18 protein-coding genes and 1 tRNA gene are annotated in these 23,229 nt (G+C 66.8%); 15 read left to right on the top strand and 4 right to left on the bottom strand.

All coding sequences use genetic code 11. The features are described 5' to 3' along the window. Nucleotides 1-126: 126 nt before the first annotated feature. The 10 genes from N792_RS07160 (at nucleotide 127) to dsbG (ending at nucleotide 10,010) form a co-directional block, all read left to right on the top strand. Nucleotides 127-1,587, top strand: a complete 1,461-nt coding sequence (locus N792_RS07160; RefSeq protein WP_084105582.1) for an NfeD family protein — start codon at nucleotides 127-129, stop codon at nucleotides 1,585-1,587. Then, on the top strand, nucleotides 1,584-2,348 hold the full coding sequence (locus N792_RS07155; protein WP_036193788.1) for a slipin family protein: 765 nt from the start codon (nucleotides 1,584-1,586) through the stop codon (nucleotides 2,346-2,348). The genes N792_RS07160 and N792_RS07155 overlap by 4 nt, the downstream gene beginning before the upstream one ends. A gap of 108 nt (nucleotides 2,349-2,456) precedes the next feature. Beyond that, nucleotides 2,457-3,134 carry a hypothetical protein gene (locus N792_RS07150; protein WP_156969331.1) on the top strand — a complete coding sequence of 226 codons (678 nt, stop codon included), beginning with the start codon at nucleotides 2,457-2,459 and terminating at the stop codon, nucleotides 3,132-3,134. Nucleotides 3,135-3,261: 127 nt separating this feature from the next. Further along, complete coding sequence (locus N792_RS07145; RefSeq protein WP_036193784.1) at nucleotides 3,262-3,591, top strand: thioredoxin family protein; 330 nt, start codon at nucleotides 3,262-3,264, stop codon at nucleotides 3,589-3,591. A gap of 85 nt (nucleotides 3,592-3,676) precedes the next feature. Beyond that, the gene (locus N792_RS07140; RefSeq protein ID WP_052103630.1) at nucleotides 3,677-3,997 is read left to right on the top strand and encodes an OmpA family protein; all 321 of its coding nucleotides are present in this window, start codon (nucleotides 3,677-3,679) and stop codon (nucleotides 3,995-3,997) included. 256 nt (nucleotides 3,998-4,253) lie between these two features. Further along, a complete protein-coding gene (locus N792_RS07135) occupies nucleotides 4,254-7,073 on the top strand; it encodes a class I SAM-dependent DNA methyltransferase (RefSeq protein ID WP_036193782.1) in 2,820 nt (939 codons plus the stop codon). Between the two features lie 37 nt (nucleotides 7,074-7,110). After that, a complete protein-coding gene (locus tag N792_RS07130) occupies nucleotides 7,111-7,443 on the top strand; it encodes a YnfA family protein (RefSeq protein WP_198025581.1) in 333 nt (110 codons plus the stop codon). 79 nt (nucleotides 7,444-7,522) lie between these two features. Then, on the top strand, nucleotides 7,523-8,113 hold the full coding sequence (locus N792_RS07125) for a COG4315 family predicted lipoprotein (protein WP_198025575.1): 591 nt from the start codon (nucleotides 7,523-7,525) through the stop codon (nucleotides 8,111-8,113). A 221-nt stretch (nucleotides 8,114-8,334) separates the two neighbouring features. Further along, nucleotides 8,335-9,180, top strand: a complete 846-nt coding sequence (locus tag N792_RS07120; RefSeq protein WP_224743947.1) for a TlpA disulfide reductase family protein — start codon at nucleotides 8,335-8,337, stop codon at nucleotides 9,178-9,180. Next, nucleotides 9,180-10,010 carry a thiol:disulfide interchange protein DsbG gene (dsbG, locus tag N792_RS07115; protein ID WP_425478855.1) on the top strand — a complete coding sequence of 277 codons (831 nt, stop codon included), beginning with the start codon at nucleotides 9,180-9,182 and terminating at the stop codon, nucleotides 10,008-10,010. Before N792_RS07120 ends, dsbG begins: the two co-directional genes overlap by 1 nt. 48 nt (nucleotides 10,011-10,058) lie before the next feature. Here the strand turns inward: dsbG and N792_RS07110 are convergent, their stop codons facing one another. After that, the gene (locus tag N792_RS07110; protein WP_036193774.1) at nucleotides 10,059-11,462 is read right to left on the bottom strand and encodes a GntP family permease; all 1,404 of its coding nucleotides are present in this window, start codon (nucleotides 11,460-11,462) and stop codon (nucleotides 10,059-10,061) included. 195 nt (nucleotides 11,463-11,657) lie between these two features. Between N792_RS07110 and N792_RS07105 the strand changes: the two genes are divergently transcribed. Further along, nucleotides 11,658-13,982, top strand: coding sequence for a TonB-dependent receptor (locus N792_RS07105; RefSeq protein ID WP_052103625.1), 2,325 nt, complete (start codon nucleotides 11,658-11,660; stop codon nucleotides 13,980-13,982). 151 nt (nucleotides 13,983-14,133) lie between these two features. Here the strand turns inward: N792_RS07105 and N792_RS07100 are convergent, their stop codons facing one another. Next, nucleotides 14,134-14,742 (bottom strand): energy transducer TonB, encoded by a 609-nt coding sequence (locus N792_RS07100; protein ID WP_052103623.1) that lies wholly within the window; start codon nucleotides 14,740-14,742, stop codon nucleotides 14,134-14,136. Nucleotides 14,743-14,907: 165 nt separating this feature from the next. Between N792_RS07100 and serS the strand changes: the two genes are divergently transcribed. Further along, a complete protein-coding gene (gene serS, locus N792_RS07095; protein ID WP_036193772.1) occupies nucleotides 14,908-16,188 on the top strand; it encodes a serine--tRNA ligase in 1,281 nt (426 codons plus the stop codon). Nucleotides 16,189-16,294: 106 nt separating this feature from the next. Here the strand turns inward: serS and N792_RS07090 are convergent, their stop codons facing one another. After that, complete coding sequence (locus tag N792_RS07090) at nucleotides 16,295-16,879, bottom strand: FMN-dependent NADH-azoreductase (protein WP_036193771.1); 585 nt, start codon at nucleotides 16,877-16,879, stop codon at nucleotides 16,295-16,297. A 117-nt stretch (nucleotides 16,880-16,996) separates the two neighbouring features. Between N792_RS07090 and N792_RS07085 the strand changes: the two genes are divergently transcribed. The 3 genes from N792_RS07085 (at nucleotide 16,997) to N792_RS07075 (ending at nucleotide 19,441) form a co-directional block, all read left to right on the top strand. After that, entirely contained in the window at nucleotides 16,997-17,971 is a 975-nt protein-coding gene (locus N792_RS07085) for a LysR family transcriptional regulator (protein WP_036193770.1), read from the top strand. Between the two features lie 93 nt (nucleotides 17,972-18,064). Then, nucleotides 18,065-18,154, top strand: a tRNA-Ser gene (locus N792_RS07080). A gap of 639 nt (nucleotides 18,155-18,793) precedes the next feature. Next, nucleotides 18,794-19,441, top strand: coding sequence for a response regulator (locus tag N792_RS07075; RefSeq protein WP_036193769.1), 648 nt, complete (start codon nucleotides 18,794-18,796; stop codon nucleotides 19,439-19,441). 95 nt (nucleotides 19,442-19,536) lie between these two features. Here N792_RS07075 and N792_RS07070 read toward each other — a convergent pair whose 3' ends face one another. Then, complete coding sequence (locus N792_RS07070) at nucleotides 19,537-22,971, bottom strand: ribonuclease E/G (protein WP_052103619.1); 3,435 nt, start codon at nucleotides 22,969-22,971, stop codon at nucleotides 19,537-19,539. Between the last annotated feature and the right edge of the window lie 258 nt (nucleotides 22,972-23,229).

Below are 23,229 nucleotides of genomic sequence, written 5' to 3'. Positions count from 1 at the left end.
ATTGCGCCCTTCCGGCCTCCTGCGCGGCTGGGTCACGGCGGTGTCGTCCCGTTTTCTTAACGGGCGGGCGTATTAACTGGCGGGTATCGGCGGCCGGTTCACATTCCGGCCGCGTCGCCAATGAACATGAACGTCCCCGCCTGGTTGCTCGCGGCAATGCTGGCGTTTTCGCCCGCGCTTCCGGCCGCGCCCACGCCAACACTCCCGTCATCGGGCAGCGTGGTGCTGCTCGACATCCAGGGCGGTATCGGCCCGGCCACGCGGGACTATCTGGCGCGCGGGCTTGAGCAGGCCGCCGACCGCCAGGCCGCGGCGGTGGTGCTGCGCATCGACACGCCCGGCGGGCTGGATGCGGCGACCCGCGACATCAACCAGGCGATCCTGGCGTCGAAAGTGCCGGTGATCGGCTGGGTCGCGCCACAGGGTGCACGCGCCGCCAGTGCCGGCACCTACATCCTGTATGCCTGCCATCTCGCGGCAATGGCGCCGGCGACGTCGATGGGGGCGGCGACACCGGTGCAGATGGGGGGCATCGGGCCGGGAGCGACCCCGCCGACGGTGGCTCCGGGGGGTGAAGGCGACAAGCCGGCGGCCGGGCGCGAGCCGTCCAACAAGCCTTCAACGGATGACACCCCCTCGCCACCCGTCGACGATGCCATGACCCACAAGGTCGTCAACGACTCGGTCGCCTACCTGCGAAGCCTCGCCGAGCTGCGCGGTCGCAATGTCGAGTTCGCCGAGCAGGCGGTCCGCAATGCCGCCACGCTGACCGCCGAGCAGGCGCTGCAGCAGAACGTGGTGGAGATCGTCGCCGACGATATCGACAGCCTGCTGGCGCAGGCCGATGGCCGCACCGTCCGGCTGCGCGACGGCGACGTGACGCTGGCGACCCGGGGCCGGCCGGTGACCAGCGTGGAGCCCGACTGGCGGTTCAAGCTGCTGGCCGTGCTGACCAACCCGTCGGTCGCCTACATGCTGCTGCTGGCGGGCATGTACGGCTTGCTGCTGGAAGGCTACAACCCCGGCGCGGTCCTGCCCGGCGTGTTCGGCGCGATCTGCCTGCTGCTGGCGCTGTATGCCCTGCAGGTGTTGCCGGTGAACTACGCCGGCGTGGCCCTGATCGTGCTCGGCGTGGTGCTGATGGCGATGGAATTCACCATGCCCAGTTTCGGCGTGCTCGGCATCGGCGGGCTGGTCGCGCTGATCGTCGGCTCGCTGATCCTGTTCGATACCGATGTGCCCGGCTTCGGTGTCCCCGGCCAGCTGATCCTGGGCATCGGCGTCACCAGCGCGCTGGGCTTCATGGGCGTCATCTGGCTCGCCGCGCGGGCACGCAACCGGCCGGTCACCACCGGCGCCGACGAGATGGTCGGCCACCGCGCTGTCGCACTGGAGGATTTCAGCGGCCACGGCCATGTGCGCATCCGCGGCGAGGTCTGGCAGGCGCAGTCGAGCGTGCCGGTGCTGAGTGGACAACCCGTGCAGGTGCTCGCCCTGGTCGGGCTGGTCCTGCATGTCACCCCCGTGGAGGCGCCGCCTGATATGCGGTCTGGCGGGCGCCTGCGCGATACCGGAGCACGGCCATGAACCTGCTGTTTCTTTCCCCGGCGCTGATCATCGTGGCGCTGCTGTTCTTCAGCGCGATCAAGATCCTGCGCGAGTACGAGCGCGGCGTGGTGTTCCAGCTCGGCCGGTTCTGGAAGGTCAAGGGCCCCGGCCTGATCCTGCTGATCCCGGTCATCCAGCAGATGGTCCGCGTCGACCTGCGCACCATCGTCATGGACGTGCCGTCGCAGGACCTGATCACCCGCGACAACGTCTCCGTGCAGGTCAACGCGGTGGTGTACTTCCGCGTGGTCGATCCGGAAAAGGCGATCATCGCCGTCGAGCATTTCTACGAGGCCACCAGCCAGCTCGCCCAGACCACGCTGCGTTCCGTGCTCGGCCAGCACGAGCTGGACGAGCTGCTGGCCGAGCGCGACAAGCTCAACCACGACGTGCGCACGATCCTCGACAGCCAGACCGACGCCTGGGGCATCAAGGTCGCCAACGTCGAGATCAAGCACGTGGACATCAACGAGACCATGGTCCGCGCGATCGCCCGCCAGGCCGAGGCCGAGCGCGTGCGCCGGGCCAAGGTCATCCACGCCGAAGGCGAGCAGCAGGCCGCCGAAAAACTGGTCGAGGCTGCCAAGTTGCTGAGTGCCGACCCGCGCGCGATCCAGCTGCGCTACCTGCAGACCCTGACCGAGATCGCCGGCGACAAGAGCTCGACGATCGTCTTTCCGCTGCCGATGGACCTGGTGGAACCGATGCTGGCCCGCATGAAGGAGCCACCGCGCCAGTAGCGATCCGCCCCGGCCCGACGCGAGCCGCGCTGGACGCGCCGCGCGGCATCCACGCGACTTTCCGGACTCCGTCGAACGCGGGTCCACCACCACCGAACGGAGCTGGACATGAACTCGACCCTCTTCACCGCGCTTTCCCTCACCGTCGCCGCCTGCCTGTTGCCCGCATGCATGCATGACCGGATGCACGCCGATGCCTCCGGTGCCGCGCGGGACACCCTGGCCGCCAACCCGCACTACATGGCAACCCTGCACCCCATGAATCGCAACGTGACCGGCCGGGACGCGACGGCGACGGCCGCGTTCGTCGTCGATGGCGATGACCTGCTGGTCCGCATCGACGCCAAGGGCCTGCCGCCGGGCATCGAGCATTGGCAGCATTTCCACGGGTTCGCCGACGACCGGGCGGCCGCCTGTCCCACCGCCAGGGCCGATGTGAACAGCGACGGCATCATCGACCTGATCGAAACCGAAGCGGCCGCCGGCACCACGATGGTGCCGTTCGACACCGACCCGGCCGCAATGGACATCGCCCACGGGCAATATCCGCATGCCCGTCCCGATGGCACCTTCAGCTATGAGCAGACCGTGTCGATGCCCGCCCTCAACGCGGCCTTCGCCAAGGCGTTCGCCGGACAGACACCCGACCTCGACCGCCGTGTGGTCTTCATCCACGGCGTGGTCACCGACGCGAAGCTGCCGACGACGGTCGCCTCGCTCGGGCCGATCCCGGCCCACGTCACGTTGCCGATTGCCTGCGGCGTGATCGAGCGCGTGCGGGAATAGCCGTCCGCCGATGCCACCTGCAAGGCTCCGTTGCGGGTCGCGCAGCTGGCAACTGGCGGGACGGTCCGCCCGCCGTCACCCCACACGGAGCCACCCCACACCGGAGCCGCCCATATCGGAGCCCCCCATGGCCATGCAACACGATTACACCGCCACCGCGCCCGCCCGCGCCGAGATCGACGCCATGCCCGGTGCCAGCGTCATCGAGTTCGGCACCTCCTGGTGCAGCCATTGCACCAATGCCCAACCGCTGATCTCCGCCGCGTTCGCCGACCATCCCGGCGTGCGCCACCTCAAGATCGAGGACGGCCCCGGCCGCCGCCTGGGGCGCTCCTTCCACATCAAACTCTGGCCGACGCTGGTGTTCCTGCGCGACGGCGTGGAAGTCGCGCGGGTGGTGCGGCCGGTCCGCGCCGCCACGGTTGCCCAGGCGCTGGAAGCGATTGATCCGCAGTGATGCCAAGCGCGGAAAATTGTCCCGCCGAATTTCCCGAGGTCGTGCTTTGCAAGGTCGCCGGTCACGGTTTGCCGCAGCAAAACGGGTGACGGAATTTGACTTCGCCCGCGCGATCAGCAGCAGCCACAGCGACGCGCTGATCACCGTGGAAGGTTTCGCCGACCCGTCCGGCTCGACCGCACTCAACAAGCGCCTGGGCCAGCGCCGCGCCGATGCCGTGCGCGACTACCTGGTCACTGCCGGCCTGCCCACCGGGCAGGTTCGCGCGGTCAGCTACGGCGAGGACAAGAATCGCCAGGTACGCCCCGGCGCGACCGGCGATGCCGGACAGGACAACCGCCGCGTGGCGCTGGTGGTTGATTACGCCGGACCGAAGACCACCGCGTCCACGGCTTCGACGATGTAATCGATCCGGCTTCAGGAGTATCCGAAAGGGCGCCATCAGGCGTCCTTTCTTTTTCCCGGTCAACGGCGAGGTTCGACCGGATTTTCCTTCTCCCGCCGGCGGGAGAAGGTGCCCGAAGGGCGGATGAGGGTTCGGCACGGGGTGGGAGAGCGCGCCGCAGCAGAGCATCGCCGGGGGCCGGGTTCTTCTTTGTCGTCTTGTCCCGGACGCCGTCTCGGCGGCAACGTATCCTCTGGCTCATCAAGGGGGAGCCGCAATGCCGCTGAGCTGGAACGAGATCAAGACCCGTGCCATCGCCTTTTCCAAGGAGTGGGAAGGGGAGGCGTCCGAGGATGCCGAGGCCAAGTCCTTCTGGGATGCATTCTTCGAGGTGTTCGGTGTGCACCGCCGCCGCATCGCCAGCTTCGAGGTGCCGATCAAGCGCGAGGACGGCTCCGGCGGCTTCATCGACCTGCTGTGGAAGGGCATCCTGCTGGTCGAGCACAAATCGCGCGGCAAGGATCTCGATCGCGCCTACGGCCAGGCCCGCGACTACTTTCCCGGCCTCAAGGACCGCGACCTGCCGCGCTACGTGCTGGTCTCGGACTTCGCGCGTTTCCGACTGCATGACCTGGAAACCGGTGAAGAGCACGCCTTCGCGCTGAAGGAACTGCACCGCCACATCCGCCTGTTCGGCTTCGTCGCCGGTTACCAGAGCCGCGCCTTCAAGGACCAGGACCCGGTCAACATCAAGGCCGCCGAGCGCATGGGCCGGCTGCACGACGCGCTCGCCGAGGACGGCTACACCGGCCACAAGCTGGAGGTCCTGCTGGTGCGACTGCTGTTCTGCCTGTTCGCCGAGGACACCGGCATCTTCGAGCCGCGCCGGCGCTTCCAGGACTACATCGAGCAGCGCACGTCCGAGGACGGCAGCGACCTGGGCGGCGCGCTGGCGACCTTGTTCGACGTGCTCAACACCGCCCCGGAGCACCGCCAGAAGGGCCTGGACGCGCAGCTGTCCGGCTTCCCCTACGTCAACGGCAAGCTGTTCGAGGAGCGCCTGTCGCCGGCCGCGTTCAACACGCGCATGCGCGAGCGGCTGCTCGACGCCGCCGGCCTGTACTGGGGCGAGATCAGCCCGGCGATCTTCGGCGCGCTGTTCCAGTCGATCATGGACGCCAAGGCGCGGCGCAACCTCGGCGCGCACTACACCAGCGAGAAGAACATCCTCAAGCTGATCGGGCCGCTGTTCCTCGACGGCCTGCGCGCGGAGTTCGACAAGCTCAAGGCCAGCCGGCCGAAGCTGCACGAGTTCCACGAGAAGATCGCCGCCCTCAAGTTCCTCGACCCGGCCTGCGGCTGCGGCAACTTCCTCGTCATCGCCTACCGCGAGCTGCGGCTGCTGGAGCTGGACGTCATCGAGGCGCTGTACCAGAAGGACCAGGAGGCCGGCCAGGTCACCGACCCGCGCCTGCTGATCAAGTGCAACGTCGACCAGTTCTACGGCATCGAGATCGAGGAGTTCCCGGCCCAGATCGCGCAACTGGCGCTGTGGCTGGTCGATCACCAGGTCAACCTGCGCGTGAGCGAGATGTTCGGCAACCCGTTCGAGCGGCTGCCTTTGAAGAAGTCGGCGACGATCGTGCACGGCAATGCGCTGCGGATCGACTGGAACGACGTGGTGCCGGCGGCGGAGCTGGATTACATCCTGGGGAATCCGCCGTTTATCGGGAAGCAGAATCAGAGTGCTGACCAGAAAGATGAAATGGGCCGGCTGTTCTCAGGGGTGAAAGGTGCAGGAGTCTTGGACTTTGTAGCCGCTTGGTACCTCAAGGCTGCTGACTTCATTTCGCCTCAAGGGCCAGACGGCGATGGCGAGCGCGACGATGCTCCATCGAACATCCGATGTGCATTCGTCTCCACGAGTTCGATTGCACAAGGCGAGCAAGTCGGCATCCTTTGGAGTGAGCTGTATCGCCGCGGGATGCATATCCAATTCGCCCATCGCTCATTCAAATGGAGTAACGAGGCAAAGGGAAAGGCCGCAGTGCATTGCGTGATTATCGGATTCTCTGCCCAAGCGAATGCCGGACCCAAGCTGTTGTTTGACTATGCCAAGCCTGATGGCGAGCCATCCGTGACTGAGGCGAGCCGCATCAACGCCTATCTCGCCGATGCTGTTGAAGTCCTTTTGAAGAAGCGTTCGAAGCCATTGCAGGCAACCACACCCGCCATCTCTTTCGGGAGTATGGCCAACGATGACGGCAACTTGCTGTTGTCCGATGAGCAGATGCGTGACCTGGTCATGGAAGAGCCGGGCGCACAAGTATTGATTCGTCCGTTCATGCAAGTCGATGAGCTGCTCTACGACACCAAGCGCTGGTGTCTTTGGCTGCCCGATATTTCTCCAGCCGAACTGTCTCGGCTGCCAAAGGTCGCTGCGCGGATCGAGCGCGTGCGGGAGTACCGCGCTGCCAGCAAGCGCAAGACGACCCGAGACTTGGCCGCCTTTCCTTCTCTGTTTGGCGAGATTCGCCAGCCCACCAGTACCTATTTGATCGTGCCCCGGCACACGGGTGAGGATCGCAAGGTTATTCCTATCGCTCAGGTGGAGCCGAACGTGATCTGTGGCGACGCGAATCTGCTGATCGCCGATCCATCTCTCTACGCTTTTGGCGTTTTCGAGTCCGCCATGCATATGGCGTGGGTGCGGTACACCTGCGGTCGTCTCGAAAGCCGCTACCGCTACTCCGCCGGCATCGTCTACAACAACTTCCCCTGGCCCGAATCCCCGAGCGACAAGCAGCGTGAAGCCATCGAAGCCGCCGCCCAGGCCGTGCTCGACGCCCGCGCCGCGTTTCCCGACAGCACGCTGGCCGACCTCTACGACCCGACCACGATGCCGCCCGCGCTGGTCAAGGCGCACCAGGCGCTCGACCGCGCGGTGGACGCGGCCTACGGCAAGCGCCGGTTCGACAGCGACGCCGAGCGCGTGGCGTTCCTGTTCGAGCGCTACCAGCAGCTGACCTCGCTGCTGCCCGTCGCCAAACCGGCCAAGCCGCGTCGGCGCAAAACCCCGGCCACCGCAACCGAATAACCGTCTTTCCTTTTCGAGAAATCACCCGATGCCGCTCCTGCAAGCCCTCGGCCTGTTTGTCCTGACCGCGATCGCCGAGATCGTCGGTTGCTGGCTGATGCTGATGTGGCGCAAGCCGGACGGCGCGGCGTGGCTGCTGGTACCGGCGGCGCTGGCGCTGGCGGCGTTCGCGTGGCTGCTGACCTTGCATCCCGCGGCCTCGGGCCGGGTGTATGCGGCGTATGGCGGGGTGTATGTCGCCACCGCGCTGGCGTGGCTGTGGGCGGTGGACGGCGTGCGGCCCGGAATGCTGGACCTGCTTGGCGGCGGGCTGATCCTGGCCGGGGCGCTGGTGATCATCGGCGGTCACTGGGTGTCGACCGCGTCTTAACGCCGGCCCGCCTATCAATCAACGCAACGACCGCAGTGTGCCGGTTGCAGGGCGGGCAAGGTCCGCACAAGGAGACACGATGACGACTCCATGCAGGACGGATTCGGCCCGCGCCGGTTCGGGCGCGATGGCCGCCTTGTTGGGCGTGGTGCTGGCAGCCGGTCTGGCCGGTTGCGACAAGCCCGGCGAAGGCAACTCGCTGGGCGACTCACCGCCCGCGGCCGCAACCGGCGAAACGCCGTCGGTCGTGGGCGAGGGCGGCACCCTGGTGACCGATGCGGCGGATGCCGCCGGCAGCCTGACGGTGATGTCGGTCGGCGGGCCTGCCGACTATGTCGCCGACGATCGCCGTCGCGCGGTCTATCTGCTGGAAGGCGATACCGATGGCAGCAAGTGCATCGACGCCTGCCTGCGCCAGTGGGCGCCGCTGTTCCCGCCGACCGGCGGGCCGACCGTCAGCGGCAACCTCGCGCCGGTTCTGCTTGGCACCATCGAGCGCGCCGACGGCTCCCAGCAGGTCACCTACAACGGCCACCCGCTGTATCACTACGTCGGCGACACACAGCCCGGCACCACGCTGGGGCATGAGCGCGACGACGAGTGGGGCGAGTGGTACCTGGTCACCCCGCAAGGCAACGCGCTGGGCGAGGAGGTCGGCAAGCTGGATTGACGGCTGTTGCGCCCGGTGGGGTTGCATCCGCAATCGTGTGCCGCGCCCGTTCCACAAGGTTTGTCTGCCGCAATCTGGCTTGAATCCCGCCCGGTTCCGGCAGCGCATGCCAGCCATGCGCCGGGTTTATCGACGGCCTCGTGCTCCTGGTTAACCGCGACTCAATCGTCATCCGATACCGTAGCCGGATGCTGAGTCTTGGACCTTTTCCGTTGCCTGCCGTGTTGCTGGCCTTCGCCGTCGTGGTCGCGCTGCTGGTGGCAAGGCAGTTCCGGCCGCGTCCCGGCGCCATCGCCACGACGACCTCACCATCGTCTGCTCCCGCGCCGGAAGTGACAGCGGGGGCGGTGCTCGTCGACATGCTGTTCATTGGCGTGGTGGTCGCACGCGTGGCCTTTGTCGTGCAGTGGCTGCCCGAGTACCTCGCCGATCCGTGGTCGATCGTGCGGATCGGCGATGGCGGCTTCACGGTCTGGGCCGGTCTGCTGGCCGGACTGGGTTGGGGCGCGTGGAAAGTCCGCAGGATTCCCGCGCTGCGGATGCCCGTATCGGTCGGCGCGATGGCGGGCCTGGCGGTGTGGGGCGGGCTGGCGGGGGCGCTGTGGCTGATGCAGCAGTCCCGCGTGTCGCTGCCGGCGATGGACCTCACCACCCTCGATGGCGAAACGGTCCAGTTGTCGGCGATGTCCGACCGTCCGATGGTGCTCAACCTGTGGGCGACCTGGTGCCCGCCGTGCCGGCGCGAGATGCCGGTGCTCTCCGCCGCCCAGCAGCGCCACGAAGGAGTCAATTTCGTGTTCGTCAACCAGGGCGAAGGGCCGGATCTGATCCGCGACTATCTGGGTGGCGAAGGCCTGGCGTTGGCCAATGTCCTGCTGGACCCGTTCTCTTCGGTGATGCATGGCGTGGGCTCGCGCGGGTTGCCGACCACCTTGTTTTTTGATGGCAGCGGCAAACTGGTGGACACCCACATGGGCGAGTTGTCCGAAGCGAGCCTGACCCGGAAGCTGCAGGCCCTGGGTTCGTCGCCCGCATCCACTCCCACACTTTCACCGGAGGTGCCGTGATGGCACGCAAGATCAAGCCCTGGCTGCTGCTCGCCCCGATACTGCTGTTGTCGGCGGCGTGCACGGGCGCGAAGGAACCGGTCGCCACGCCCGCGACCCAGGCGACGGGCAATGCCAAGCCGGTCGCGACGACCACCAACCATCCCGCACCGATCGAAGCGCTTGAGGCGCGGGGGCTCGAAGTGCTCGGCACGTTCGACGCGCCGTCGGGCCTGACCGGCTACGCGGGACTGGCCGGCACCGACCCGGTATCGGTCTATCTCACCAGCGACGGTCAACATGCGTTGGTGGGCAGTCTGCTCGACGCCCAAGGCAACGATGTCGGTGCGGACGCCATCCGCAAACTGGTGATCAAGCCGGTGTCGGAGCGCACCTGGAGCAAATTGCAGGATGCCGCCTGGGTGCAGGACGGCAAGACCACCGCGCCGCGTACGGTCTACGCCTTCAGCGATCCCAACTGCCCGTATTGCAACCTTTTCTGGGAGGCGGCGCGGCCCTGGGTAGACGCCGGCAAGGTGCAGCTGCGGCATGTGATGGTCGGCGTGATCCGGGCCGACAGCGCGAACAAGGCGGCCGCGATCCTCACCGCCAGCTCGCCCGAGCAGGCCCTGACAAGCAATGAGCGCAACTTCGCCAATGGCGGCATCAAGCCGGTGGCCACCGTGTCGGCCAAGGTGCGCGCCGATCTCAACGCCAACGAGTTGTTGATGCTGGAACTGGGTTTCCAGGGCACGCCCGGCATCCTGTTTCTGGATGAGGACGGCAACGTGCAGCGCCGCTCCGGCATGCCGCAGCCGGCCGACCTGACGACCGTGCTCGGCCCGCGCTGATCGCATGCGGGCTATCGCGCCGGCGGTGTGGGGATCGATCCCGACAGGTCAGACAATCCCGGTCGCGTAGAACACGCCGATGATCACCATCACTGCCAGTGTCTTGATGATCGTGATCGCGAAGATGTCCTTGTAGGCCTGGCGATGGGTCAGGCCGGTCACCGCCAGCAGGGTGATGACCGCGCCGTTGTGGGGCAGGGTGTCCATGCCGCCGGAGGCCATCGCGGCGACCCGGTGCAGCACTTCCATCGGGATGCCGGCGGCGTTGGCGTTGGCGATGAAGGTCTCGGACATCGCGGCCAACGCGATGCTCATGCCGCCCGAGGCGGAGCCGGTGATGCCGGCCAGCGCGGTGACGGTGATCGCTTCGTTGACCAGCGGATTGGGGATCGCGCCCAGCGCGTTGGCGACGACCAGGAAACCGGGCAGGGCGGCGATCACGGCGCCGAAACCGTACTCGGACGCGGTGTTCATGGCGGCCAGCAGCGAGCCGCCGATCGCATCCTTGGTACCTGCGGCGAAGCTGGTCATCACCGGCTTCCAGGCAAAGGCGATCACCGTCAGGATGCCGACCAGCAACGCGCCTTCTACGGCCCAGATCGCGGTGACCGACGAGATCTTCTGCACCACCGGCGCGGCGTTGCCGATGACCGCGGGAACGAACGAATGGCTCTCGCCATAGATCTGCGGGATCCAGCCGGTGAACAGTTTGTTGGCCACGCCGACCAGCACCAGCGGCAGGATCGCGATGAGCGGATTGGCCAGCCGACCGCCGGTGAACTCCGCCGGCTCGTTGACCAGCTTGGCCGGGTCGCCGTAGCCCTCGCCGGCCTTGAGTGCGACGCGACGACGCCAGTCCAGATAGGCCACGCCGACGACAAGGATGAAGATGCCGCCGATCGTGCCGAGCCACGGCGCGGCCCAGGTGTTGGTGCCGAAAAAGGTGGTCGGAATGATGTTCTGGATCTGCGGCGTGCCGGGCAGGGCGTCCATGGTGAAGGTGAACGCGCCCAGCGCGATGGTGCCGGGGATCAGGCGCTTGGGGATGTCGCTCTGGCGGAACAGTTCGGCTGCGAACGGGTACACCGCGAACACCACCACGAACAGCGACACCCCGCCGTAGGTCAGCAGTCCGCACACCACCACGATCGACAGCATCGCCCGGCCGGCGCCGAACAGGCGGATGGTCGCAGCGACGATCGATTTGGAAAAGCCTGACAGCTCGATCACCTTGCCGAAGATCGCCCCGAGCAAAAACACCGGGAAGTACAGCTTCAGGAAGCCGACCATCTTGTCCATGAACAGCCCGGTGAACATCGGCGCGACCAGGCTCGGATCGCTCAGCAGCACCGCGCCCAAGGCCGCGACCGGGGCGAACAGGATCACGCTGTAGCCGCGGTAGGCGACGAACATCAGGAACGCCAGCGCGCCCAGGACGATCAGGAAATCCATGCAAACCCCTGCGCATTCGATGACCGTGGAGTCTCGGTGCACGGGGACGCCGGCGGCATTGTCCGAAGGTACAGCTGTCGCCGGTGGCGGGGCCTTCTAGTCTTGCCGGCATGGTGGGATGGGTCCGGGTTGCCGAGGACTCGCGCCCCACGGGAAAAATTCCGGCAAGCCAATCGAATCAAGGGGAGAGGTCGCATGTACCGCAAGCAGTTGAGTGTCGCCATCGTCTGCGCATTGCTCGCGCCGGGTGTCTGGGCGCAGGAGTCCGCCGCGAGCACGGCACGGGACAACGCCGCGCAGGACACCACCGCGCCGGGCAGCGCCGCGCAGGACAGCCGTGCCAAGACCCTCGACGCCGTCACGGTGACCGCGCGTCGCCGCACCGAGTCGATCCAGGACGTGCCGGTCGCGGTCAGCGCGTTTGGCGAGGAGGAACTCGCCGACCTCCAGGCCAGCGATGTCAGCGGCCTGCAGGGCGCGGTGCCGAACATGAACATCGTCCAGGGCCGTGGCTCGGCCAACAGCGTCAACGTGTTCATCCGCGGCATCGGCCAGCCCGACGCGCTGCAGACCTTCGACCCCGGCGTTGGCATGTACGTCGATGACGTCTACTACTCGCGCATCAACGGCGCGCTGTTCTCGCTGTTCGACATCCAGCAGGTGGAAGTGCTGCGCGGGCCGCAGGGCACCCTGTACGGCAAGAACTCCACCGGCGGCGCGGTCAAGCTGACCACCAAGAATCCGTTCGACAACGAGGGCGGTTCGTTCGAAGCCACCTTCGGTGACTACGGCCGCAACGAGCAGCGCGTCTACTACAGCGGCAAGATCAGCGACACGCTCGCCGGCAGCATCGCCGCCGCCTCGATCCGCAACGACGGCTACGTGCGCGATGCCGTGACCGGCCGGCACTTCAACAACGACGACACCCAGGCGGTGCGCGCCAAACTCGCGTTCGCACCGGTCGACAATTTCCGCGCCACCTTGAGCCTGGACCACACCGAGCAGGACGTCGCCCCGACCCTTGGCCGCCCGATGGCGCCGCTGCGCCAGACCGACCTGGGTTACCCGCTCATTGGTCTCCCCGGGACCGTGGTGCTGCAGCCGGGCGAGACCGGCGACTGGAACCATCGCTCCCGGACCTCGTTCCTGCCGCCGGGCCATGGCCAGCAGCTGGAGCATTCCGGTGCGTCGCTGTCGATGGAGTGGGACATCAACAGCCAGTGGCTGTTCAAGAGCATCAGCTCGCATCGCAAGCTCAAGACCCATTCGTTCATCGATATCGACGCCTCCCAGTACGAGCTGGGCGACGTGCTGGTGGCGCTGGACCAGAAGCAGAGCAGCCAGGAGTTCCAGCTCCAGTTCGACAACGGCAGCAACCTCCACGCCACCTTCGGCGCGTACTACATGAAGGAAAAGGTGCCGTCCTACCAGGAGGCGTATGCGGGTGACCTGTTCGCCAACTTCGGCGTCCCGGTGGATTTTCTGCGCACGATCGAAGACGACCTGACCACCACCAGCACCGCCGCGTTCGCCCACGTCAACTGGGAGTTCGTGCCGACCTGGACCCTCGCCGCCGGCGTGCGCCATACCCGCGACAAGAAGGACTACGAGCGCAGCACGAGCACCTTCTGGGATTCCACCTCGTTGTATGGCGGCTTCCTGCCGTTCCCGGCACTGAATGAAACCGTCGCGTTCACCGGCAGCAAGACCTGGTCGGCGACGACGCCGTCGGTGAGCCTGCAGAAGGCCTTCAGCGACAACCTGATGGGCTACGTCTCGGCCAACCGCGGCTTCAAGTCCGGCGGCTTCAACGGCCGCGCCAACAGCGTCTACGACACCCAGCACGCCGTGTTCGATCCCGAGTACGTGTGGACCTACGAGGTCGGACTGAAGGGCAGCTCCGCCGACCGCCGTTTGCGTGGCAGCATGGCGGCGTTCAAGAGCGACTACAGCGACTTCCAGGCCCGCGTGTCGCAGGACGTCGGCACCTTCCCGGTGCTCAACGCCGCCGAACTGGACATCAAGGGCATCGAGCTGGAAGGCAGCGCGCTGCTGGGCGAGGCCACCGTGCTGAGCGCGCAGGTCGGCTGGCTGGATGCCAAGTACAAGCGGTTCGACGACTTCCGTCTCGACCCGGGCTACCCGGGCTTCGACCTGAACGTGAGCCACGACCACGTGCCGTTCTCGCCGGAGACGACCGCCCGGATCGCGTTGCAGCACAACTTCAGCCTGGGCGACAGCGGCAGCCTGGGCGTGGGCGGCGATGTGTCCCACCGCAGCAAGACCTGGCTGTCGGTCGACAACCGCGAGGTGCTGAGCCAGGGCGCGTACACCCTGCTGGGCGTGTTCGGCGTGTGGGATTCCCCGCAGTACAGCTGGCAGGTGCGGGCCGGCGTGCGCAACCTGACCGACGAGAGCTACAAGACCGAGGGCCAGGAGTTCGCCAGCGTCGGCAACATCCAGACCGCATACTACGGCCTGCCGCGCAACTACTACGTGTCACTGCGCTACAACTTCTGAGTTGCAACCTTTGACCTGACTCCATCAGGTCCGGCTGACCCCCGGTCAGGTGGCGGCGGCGGGCTTCGGCCCGTCGTCGCCACGCTTGTTTCGGGCATCGGCCCGTCATTCCCGCGAAAGCGGGAACCCAGTGCCGTCACCCAGGCCCTGTCTAACGCTGCGGCGTGAACTCGATCGGCACGTTCACCGTGCCGACGGTCGGGCGGCCGTCCTGCAAGGCCGGCTGGAACCGCCAGCGGCGCACCGCGTCCACGGCGGCGCGGTCCAGCAGGCGCGAGCCGCTGCCCTTGGCCACCGTGACCGAGGTCGGCACGCCGTCGGGGCCGATGTGGGCCTGGACCAGCACGGTGCCGCTTTCGCCGCGTCGCAATGCGCGCGCCGGATAGCTCGGGGCCGGCGTCCTGCCGGCCAACGGCACCGGCTGGGTGGTCGCGACCATCGGGGCAGGCGCGGCGGGCGCGGCAACCGGCACGGGCGGCGGCGCCGTTTCAATCACGCGCGGTGGCTCGACTTCGACCCGTCCACTTTCGTTCCCGGGCGTCGATGGCGAATCCAGCCCCGGGGTCCCGCCGCTGCGGTCACCCGAGGGAACCGGCAAAGGGGTGTACTCGGCTGCCGCGGAGGTGGGCGGTGCTTCGCCGACGCGATAGAAGTCGTGCTGCTGGCGGCTGCGGGACCAGACCAGTACAAACAGCGCCACGCCGATGGCGAACGCCAGCAGCATCCAGAGCCACGCGCGCGAAGGCAGCCAGTCGGACATGGCGGACCGGCGCGGAGGGGGAGCAGGCGAGGGTGCGGGCATGTCATATCCGGCTGCGGAGAAGTCCGCATTGTGCATGGACGTGGTTAACACTTCGCCAATTGCGCGCCCATCGTGAGTCGATCCACGCGATAATCGCGACTTCGATCACCCTCCGGTCCCGCCATGCTTGATCCCAACCTGCTGCGTCAGCAGCCCGCCGAACTGGCCGCCCGCCTGCGTGAAACCCGCGGCCATGATCTTGATGCCCACGTGCTGCAGACGCTGGAGAGCGAGCGCAAGCAGATCCAGGTCCGTACCCAGGAACTGCAGAACCTGCGCAACACGCGCTCCAAGGCGATCGGCCAGGCGAAGGCGAAAGGCGAGGATGCGACATCGCTGCTGGCGGAGGTCGCCAGCTTCGGCGATGAGCTCAAGGCCAGCGAAGCGCGGCTGGAGGCAATCAAGGCCGAGCTGGACGCGATCGCGCTGGGCCTGCCGAACCTGCCGCAGGCCTCGGTGCCCGCCGGCGCGGACGAGAACGACAACGTCGAGCAGCACCGCTGGGGCACGCCGCGCACGTTCGATTTCAAGGTCAAGGACCACGTCGAACTGGGCGCTCCCCATGGCGGACTCGATGGCGACACCGCCGCCAAGCTCAGTGGCGCGCGTTTCACCGTGCTGCGTGGCCCGGTCGCGCGCCTGCACCGCGCGCTGGCGCAGTTCATGCTCGACCTGCACACCAGCGAGCACGGCTACCAGGAAACCAGCGTGCCGTTGCTGGTCAACGCCGAAAGCCTGCTGGGCACCGGCCAGCTGCCGAAATTCGAGGACGACCTGTTCGCCACCGCCGTGGGCGAGAGCAAGCGTTACCTGATCCCGACCTCCGAGGTGCCGCTGACCAACATCGTCCGCGACGAGATCCTCGACGATGCCGCGCTCCCGATGCGCATGACCGCGCACTCGATGTGTTTCCGTGCCGAAGCCGGTGCCTACGGGCGCGATACCCGCGGCATGATCCGCCAGCACCAGTTCGAGAAAGTGGAGTTGGTCAGCATCGCCCGTCCGGAGGAATCCGACGCCGAGCACGAGCGCATGACCCGCTGCGCCGAAGTGGTGCTGGAGAAGCTCGGCCTGCCATACCGCCGCATGCTGCTGTGCTCGGGCGACATGGGGTTTGCCGCTTCCAAGACCTTCGACCTTGAAGTCTGGCTGCCGTCGCAGGACACCTATCGCGAGATCTCCTCGGTCTCCAATTGCGAAAGCTTCCAGGCGCGCCGCATGCAGGCGCGCTGGCGCAATCCGGCGACCGGCAAGCCGGAGCTGGTGCACACGCTCAACGGCTCCGGCGTCGCGGTCGGTCGCGCCCTGGTCGCGGTGATGGAGAACTACCAGCAGGCCGACGGCTCGATCACGGTGCCCGACGTCCTGCGGCCGTACATGGGCGGCGTGGAAAGCATCGCCTGACGGCATTGCAGAGTGGATATGAAACAGGCCCGCGATTGCGGGCCTGCTTCATTGCCGGCCTGTTTCATTGCTGCCGGGCGAGCAGGCGGTTAATGGCCGGCGTTGCTCAGGCTGCCGCTTTTTCCCGCGCCCCGGCGATGCGTTCGTGTGCGGCCTGCATCGAGCGGGCGCGCTGCTGAGGCGATACGGCCAAGCCTTCGGCCGTGATGAACTCGACGTCCTGGATGCCCCAGAAGCCGAACACGAAGCGCAGGTAGGGCTCGATGAAGTTGGTCGGAACATCGCCCGAGTGGAAGCCGCCGTACGCCCCCGCGACGATCACCTGCTTGCCGCCTGCCAGGCCTTCGGGGCCGTTCTCGGTGTAGCGGAAGGTCTTGCCGGCGACGGAAATGCGGTCGATCCAGCCCTTGAGCTGGGTGGGGATGTTGAAGTTGTACATCGGCACCCCGATCACCACCACGTCGGCGGCCAGGAATTCCTCCATCAAGGCATCGGCTTCGGCCACTTCACGCGCATCGCTTCCCGCCAGCGACGCCCCGCTCAGGTGCGGCAGGAATGCACCGGCGAGATCGCGGTAGGTGACCTGCAGCCCCGGCACTTCGGCCTGTCGACGCGCGACGATGGCGGCACTGAGTTCGCGGCTGGCCGAATTCTGGCCAAGGATGCTGGAGTCGATGTGGAGCAGTTTCATGGGCTTCTCATGTGGGTGGGCGGCAATAGCGCCGATGGCCGAAATAATGAGGTGTTGTCTCGATGGGATAAAGATGATCAAATATCACTCAACGTTCTGTTGCTGGAATTGTCTCGCATGCATGATCTGAACGATCTCCACTATTTCGCCCTGGTGGTCGAGCACTCCGGGTTCGCGGCCGCCGAACGGGCGGTCGGGATCCCGAAATCCCGCCTGAGTCGCCGTATCAGCCAGCTGGAAAGCGATCTGGGTGTCCGCCTGCTGCAACGCTCGACCCGCCGTTTCGCTGTCACCGACGTGGGCAATGCCGTGTATCGCCACGCCCAGTCGATGCTGGCCGAGGCCCAGGCGGCGCGTGAGGTGGTCGATCGTCTCAGCGCCGAACCTCGCGGCGTGGTGCGCGTCAGCGTGCCGGTGGGAACCGCCCAGCAACAGATGCCGGTACTGCTGCCCGAGTTCCTCGCGCGCTACCCGCAGGTGCGCGTGCAACTGCATGTCAGCAACCGTCGCGTCGATGTCATCAACGAAGGTATCGACGTCGCCCTGCGCGTGCGCACCAAGCTCGATGACGACGGCAGCCTGGTGATGCGCAGCTTCGGCCAGATCCAGGAGTTGCTGGTCGCCAGCCCCGGCTACCTGCGCAAGATGGGTAGGCCGCAGACGCCGGAGCAGTTGTCCGAACACGTCACCATGAGCATGAGCGAGGACGACTCCCGCCAGCGCTGGGAGTTGCACGGCCCCAAGGGCGATGTGCAGCGCATCGACATCAAGCCGCGGGTGATGGGGTTCGACCTGCCGATGCTGCTGTCGCTGGCGACCCAGGGCGTCGGCATCACCCTGCTGCCCGAGACCGTCTGCGCCGACGCCGTGCGTCGAGGCGAACTGCAGGTCGTGCTGCCTCAATGGCGTCTGCCGCAAGGCATATTCCACGCCGTGTTCGCTTCCCGCCGGGGCATGCTGCCGGCCGTGCGGGTGTTCATCGACTTCCTCGCGGAAAAGGTGCCTGCGCTGGTCGAGAGTGCCCGCCTGGGCTGTGGCGACATCAACGGCAAGCCCTGCAGCGAAGCCGAACTGAAAGCCTTCAAGCGCTGACGAACCAGCGTCCGCTCGTGCGAGAATGGCGACCCCGCGCGGGTTGCCAGTCGCGCGGCAGGTTCACGCAGCGCTCTCGTGCTGCAGGTTCACGGAGAGATGGCCGAGCGGTTTAAGGCACCGGTCTTGAAAACCGGCGAAGGGTCAAACCTTCCGTGGGTTCGAATCCCACTCTCTCCGCCAATTGTCCTTATGGATCAATGGCTTGCCTGAGTTTCCTGGGCAAGCCCATCAACGATCCCACCCATTCACCGAGACATCCCATGCACGGGTGTCCGGCGTTTTTGGTTCTTCTCCCATCCAAGGGGAAAGCGCGACATCTGCGGGGTGCCCGGGGTGCCCGGGGTGCCGGGAGCGAATGCCCTTGTGTGCGAATGTCCCCCGGCACCGATGAAGCCGGTGCCTCCTCCTTTATTTCACACCCAAGGGCATTCGCACCCGTCGTTCCAGCGTGGCGGGGGTTCCAGAAGCGCAGGCCCGGTTGTCGGGCTGTCCGCGTACCTCTGTGATCCGACAGCACCGGCGTGACCTGCAGGCCTTCGGGGCGAAGTAAAGGAGGAGGCACCCACCGCAGGCGGGGACCGGGGGACATTCGCCGCGAAGGCCTGCAGGTCGCGCCCCGGCCCGTCTTCCCGACTTGCCCGGGAGATGAACCGTTTTTTTGTGGTTCGGCCGGACCACAATGCGCGTGGATGCGCCAGACGTTGCCGGCAGTCGCCACCGGACGCCATATCGCAAGCCGGGACTCCGCTTGCGGTTGCGGCGCCGGAACCCGCCCGGTAGCCTCGTCGCCGGGGGGATTTTCCATAGGGAGGGGAAAGGATGACCATCCGTGTATTTATCGTGGACGACCATGCGCTGGTACGCGCCGGCATGCGCATGATCCTGTCGGCGGAGACCGATATCGATGTGGTCGGTGAGGTGGAAAGCGGCGAATTGGCGTTGCCGTTGATCCGCCAGTTGAAGCCCGATGTGGTGTTGTGCGACCTGCACCTGCCGGGCCTCAGCGGCCTGGAGGTGACCGAACGCGTGGTCAGGGGTGGCTACCGGTGCCGGGTCATCATCGTCTCGGTGCTCGAGGACGGGCCGATGCCGAGGCGGTTGCTCGAGGCAGGCGCGTTCGGTTATGTCGGCAAGGGCGGTGATGCCACCGAGTTGGTGCGCGCGGTACGCGCTGTGGCGCGTGGCCGGCGTTATCTGGCCAGCAACATCGCCCAGCATTTGGCGTTGTCGGCGGTGGACGGAAACCATTCGCCGTTCGACGAGTTGTCTCCGCGCGAACTGGAGGTCGCGTTGTTGCTGGTGCAGGGGCTGCGACAGGAAGAAATCGCGCGCCGTCTCAGCCTGAGCGCGAAGACGATCAACACGCACAAGACCCGGATGTTCGAAAAACTGGCGATCAACGACAACATCGCGCTGGCGCGGTTGTTGGGCCAGTACGGGCTGCTGGAGCCGGCGCGGGTGCTGTAACGCCACTTGCCGGGCGGTGCAACAAAAAAAACGGGCCGCGAATTGCGGCCCGTTTTCATTGCGGCTGGTGATGGCCGCGTGTCGCGACGCACGTGTCAGACGTTGTGTTTGTCGTCCGAAGTCTGGTTCTCGTCGGTGTCCTCTTCCGCCACCTTTCCGGGCTCGGCCTTGTCCGCCGCGTCGACGGCGGTGTCTGCCGGCTTGGCGAACGGGGTGGGCGAGGGGACGCTGTCGAACAGGCTGGCGGTGCGCGGCTCGTGCGAAGAGGCATTGGCCGTGGCGACGTCGACTGTCGGTGCCGGTTCGCCTTGAGCGACGTCATCCGACGGGCCCGATTCGAGGGCGGGCCTGCTCTCGCCGGTGGCCACCGGCGGGGTCGATGCGGCTGGCGCCTCCATCGTTTCCACCGACACGACCTCCACCGACACAACCTCCACGACCGCGGCAGGCTCGACGACGACAGCCTCGACAACGACAGCCTCGACAGCAGTCGTCGGGATGACCTCTGGTTCGATGACAGTGGATTCCGTCGAGGCAATCACGGCTTCTTCGATCACGGCCGGGGCCGGTACCGGGGTCGGTTCCACCACGACAGCGTCGACGGCCGTGCGCTCGGCCGGCGTATCGGCCACAGCAACAGGGCGACCTTCGGCCGGCGTGCCGGTGGCAACATCCGTCGCCGCAGTTTCGGCTGTCGCAGCTTCCGCTGCCGGAGTTTCCATCAGTGGCGCTTGCGCTACCGGCCCCTGCTCAGCCCCTGACCCGGAGGGAGCATCGATCGGGCCGGACGCGTTGTCCGACTCACCGGCGGCTACCGCGCTCCGTTTGGCTCGCGGCGTACGCGGCTGGCGCGGCGCGCGGGGTTCGCGCGGTGCCCGGGCGGCAGCCTTCGGCGCCTCGGCGTCGGCCCCATCGGTGGTCGCGTCGGCCTCGGTCGACTCGACTGTTTCGCCGGTTGGAGCCGAAACACCGGTCCCTGGCGTCGGATCGACCCTGGCCGGGGACTCCGTGTTTTGCGGCTTGGCGACCTGGCTGCTGGACCCGCTGTCGATCTCGTCATCGAAGTCGAATTCGGGCTGCGAGCGATTGGCGGCCACTGCGGATTCGGCGTCTCCGGTGTGCTCATCGTCGAGCAGCGCGTTGTCCAGCGTCTGTTCCTCGTTGGCCACACCTTCGGCACCGCCACGGCGGCGACGACGGCCGCCGCGACGACCACGACGGCGACGGCCGGTGGCTTCGCCTGCAGCTTCCTCGTCAGCCGCGCCGCGTTCGTGCTCGGTTCCCGCAATGTAGCCACCGGGATGGACAACCGGTGCCGCGGCGGCGGGGATTGCCGTCACGGTGGCCTTGTCGGTCGAGTCCGCGTTGTCGCGATCAGGGGCCGCAACCGCGGCCGCTGCTACAGCGGCGATTGGCAGGTTGTTGCTGGTCTCGGTGGCCGGAGCGGCGGCTTCCTTCGCGACAGGCCGCTCGCTGCGAGGTGGCCTTGGCTGCCTCTGTTGCGATGACGTATCGGTGGCCTGATCCGCGGACGCGATGCGCTCCTCGCGCTGCGGCCGGGGCTGCTTCTGCCGGGGCGGCTTGGGGCCACGGCCGTTGGACGCCTGCGTACTCGGCGCGCGCTCGTCCTGGGCCTGGCCGTTGCCACGGCGCGCCTCGTCGCGGCGGTTGCCGTCACGGCCCTGCTTGCCGCCACGACGCTGGCCGTTGCGGTCGTTACGCTCACCGCCCCGGTCGCTGCGTTCGCCACGGTTGCGGTTCTCGTTCTGGCGTGCGGTCGCGGCCGATTCCGTTGTACCGGCCTCGCTGCCGCGGAAGAAACGCATGATCCGCTCGACCATGCCGATCGAGTGGGTGGGGGCGACCACAGCGGCCGCTGCAACCGGTGCGGGTGCTGCCTCGATGGGGCGCGGCTCACGCAGCGGGGCAGGCTGGGTGGGCTTGACGTTGGTCACGGCCGGTGCGACTGGAATATTCAGGTTGGCCTTGGTCAACGCGTGCGTCGGCAGCTTGCGCGGAGTGCCGCGGTGGTAACTCGGCCGGCTGCTTTCCTCACCCAACTCGTTGTCGCGCAGGCGGGTGACTTCGTAGTGCGGGGTCAGCAACTGCTCGTCGGCGACGATCACGATCGGCGCGCCGTGGCGGGTCTCGATCTCATTGATGGCGCGACGCTTTTCATTGAGCAGGTAGTTGGCGATCTCCGTCGGCGCCTGTACCAGCACCTGTCCGGTGTTCTCCTTCATGGCGTGCTCTTCGCTGACACGCAGGATCGACAGCGACAGCGACTCCACGCTGCGCATCCGGCCATGGCCTTCGCAACGCGGGCAGATCAGCTGGCTGGATTCGCCGAGGCTGGGACGCAGGCGCTGGCGGCTCATTTCGAGCAGGCCGAAACGCGAGATGCGACCAACCTGGACGCGGGCGCGGTCCTGCTTGAGCGAATTCTGCAGCCGGTTTTCGACCTCGCGCTGATGCCGGTTGGAGGACATGTCGATGAAGTCGATCACCACCAGGCCGGCCAGGTCGCGCAGGCGCATCTGGCGGGCAACCTCTTCGGCCGCCTCCAGATTGGTGTTGAACGCGGTTTCCTCGATGTCGCCGCCCTTGGTCGCCCGCGCGGAGTTGACGTCGACCGCGGTCAGGGCTTCGGTCTGGTCGATCACCAGCGCGCCGCCCGACGGCAGGCGCACTTCACGCTCGTAGGCGTTCTCGATCTGCGACTCGATCTGGAAGCGGTTGAACAGCGGCACATCGTCGGTGTAATGCTTGAGCTTGCGCAGGTTGTGCGGCATCACCTGCTCGACGAACTCGCGCGCCTCGGCGTACATCTCCTCGGTGTCGACCAGCACCTCGCCGATGTCCGGGCGCATGTAGTCGCGCAGGGCGCGGATGATCAGCCGCGACTCCTGGTAGATCAGGAACGGCGCAGGCTTGGTCAACGCGGCTTCCGCGACCGACTTCCAGACCTGCAGCAGGTAGTCCAGGTCCCACTGCAGTTCCTCGGCATCACGGCCGACGCCCGCGGTGCGGATGATAACGCCCATGTCGTCGGGAATGTTCAGCGCATCCATGGCGCGCTTCAGCTCGGCGCGGTCTTCGCCCTCGATCCGGCGCGACACGCCACCGGCGGTCGGCGAGTTCGGCATCAGCACCATGTAGCGGCCGGCCAGCGAGATGAACGTGGTCAGGGCCGCGCCCTTGTTGCCGCGCTCCTCCTTGTCCACCTGCACGACCACTTCCTGGCCTTCGCGCAGCAGCTCCTTCAGGCCGGCCTTGTTGTGGTCGACGCCGGCGGCAAAGTAGTCGCGGGAGATTTCCTTCAGTGGCAGGAAGCCGTGGCGCTCACCGCCGTACTCGACGAAAGCCGCTTCCAGCGAGGGCTCCAGACGGGTGATCTTGCCCTTGTAGATGTTGGACTTTTTCTGCTCTTTCGACGGTTGCTCGATGTCGATGTCGTACAGGGTCTGGCCATCGACAATCGCGACGCGCAGCTCCTCGGCCTGCGTTGCGTTGATCAGCATGCGTTTCATTGTTGCATTCCTCGCGCGCTCTACCGCGCGGAACGCCTTGGCGTTTCGCCTCTGGATACTGCGTCCCGTCGCCGCGATTGTGGAACCTGCAAAACGGCAAGCCGGTTTGCGCGCGCTGACGTGACCTGACAATTTCCAGCGCTTCTACACCACGGCAAACCGCGGGAGCGCTTGTTTTTGTTGCTATCCAAATTTTTCTGGGCCGGCGGCGCGTCCGGCAGATGCCCTGGCGCCGCGCGGGTCGTGTTCATCGACCGG

Source organism: Lysobacter concretionis Ko07 = DSM 16239 (assembly GCF_000768345.1).
GTDB classification, from domain to species: Bacteria; Pseudomonadota; Gammaproteobacteria; order Xanthomonadales; family Xanthomonadaceae; genus Novilysobacter; species Novilysobacter concretionis.
This window is presented reverse-complemented; position numbering and strand designations above follow the sequence as displayed.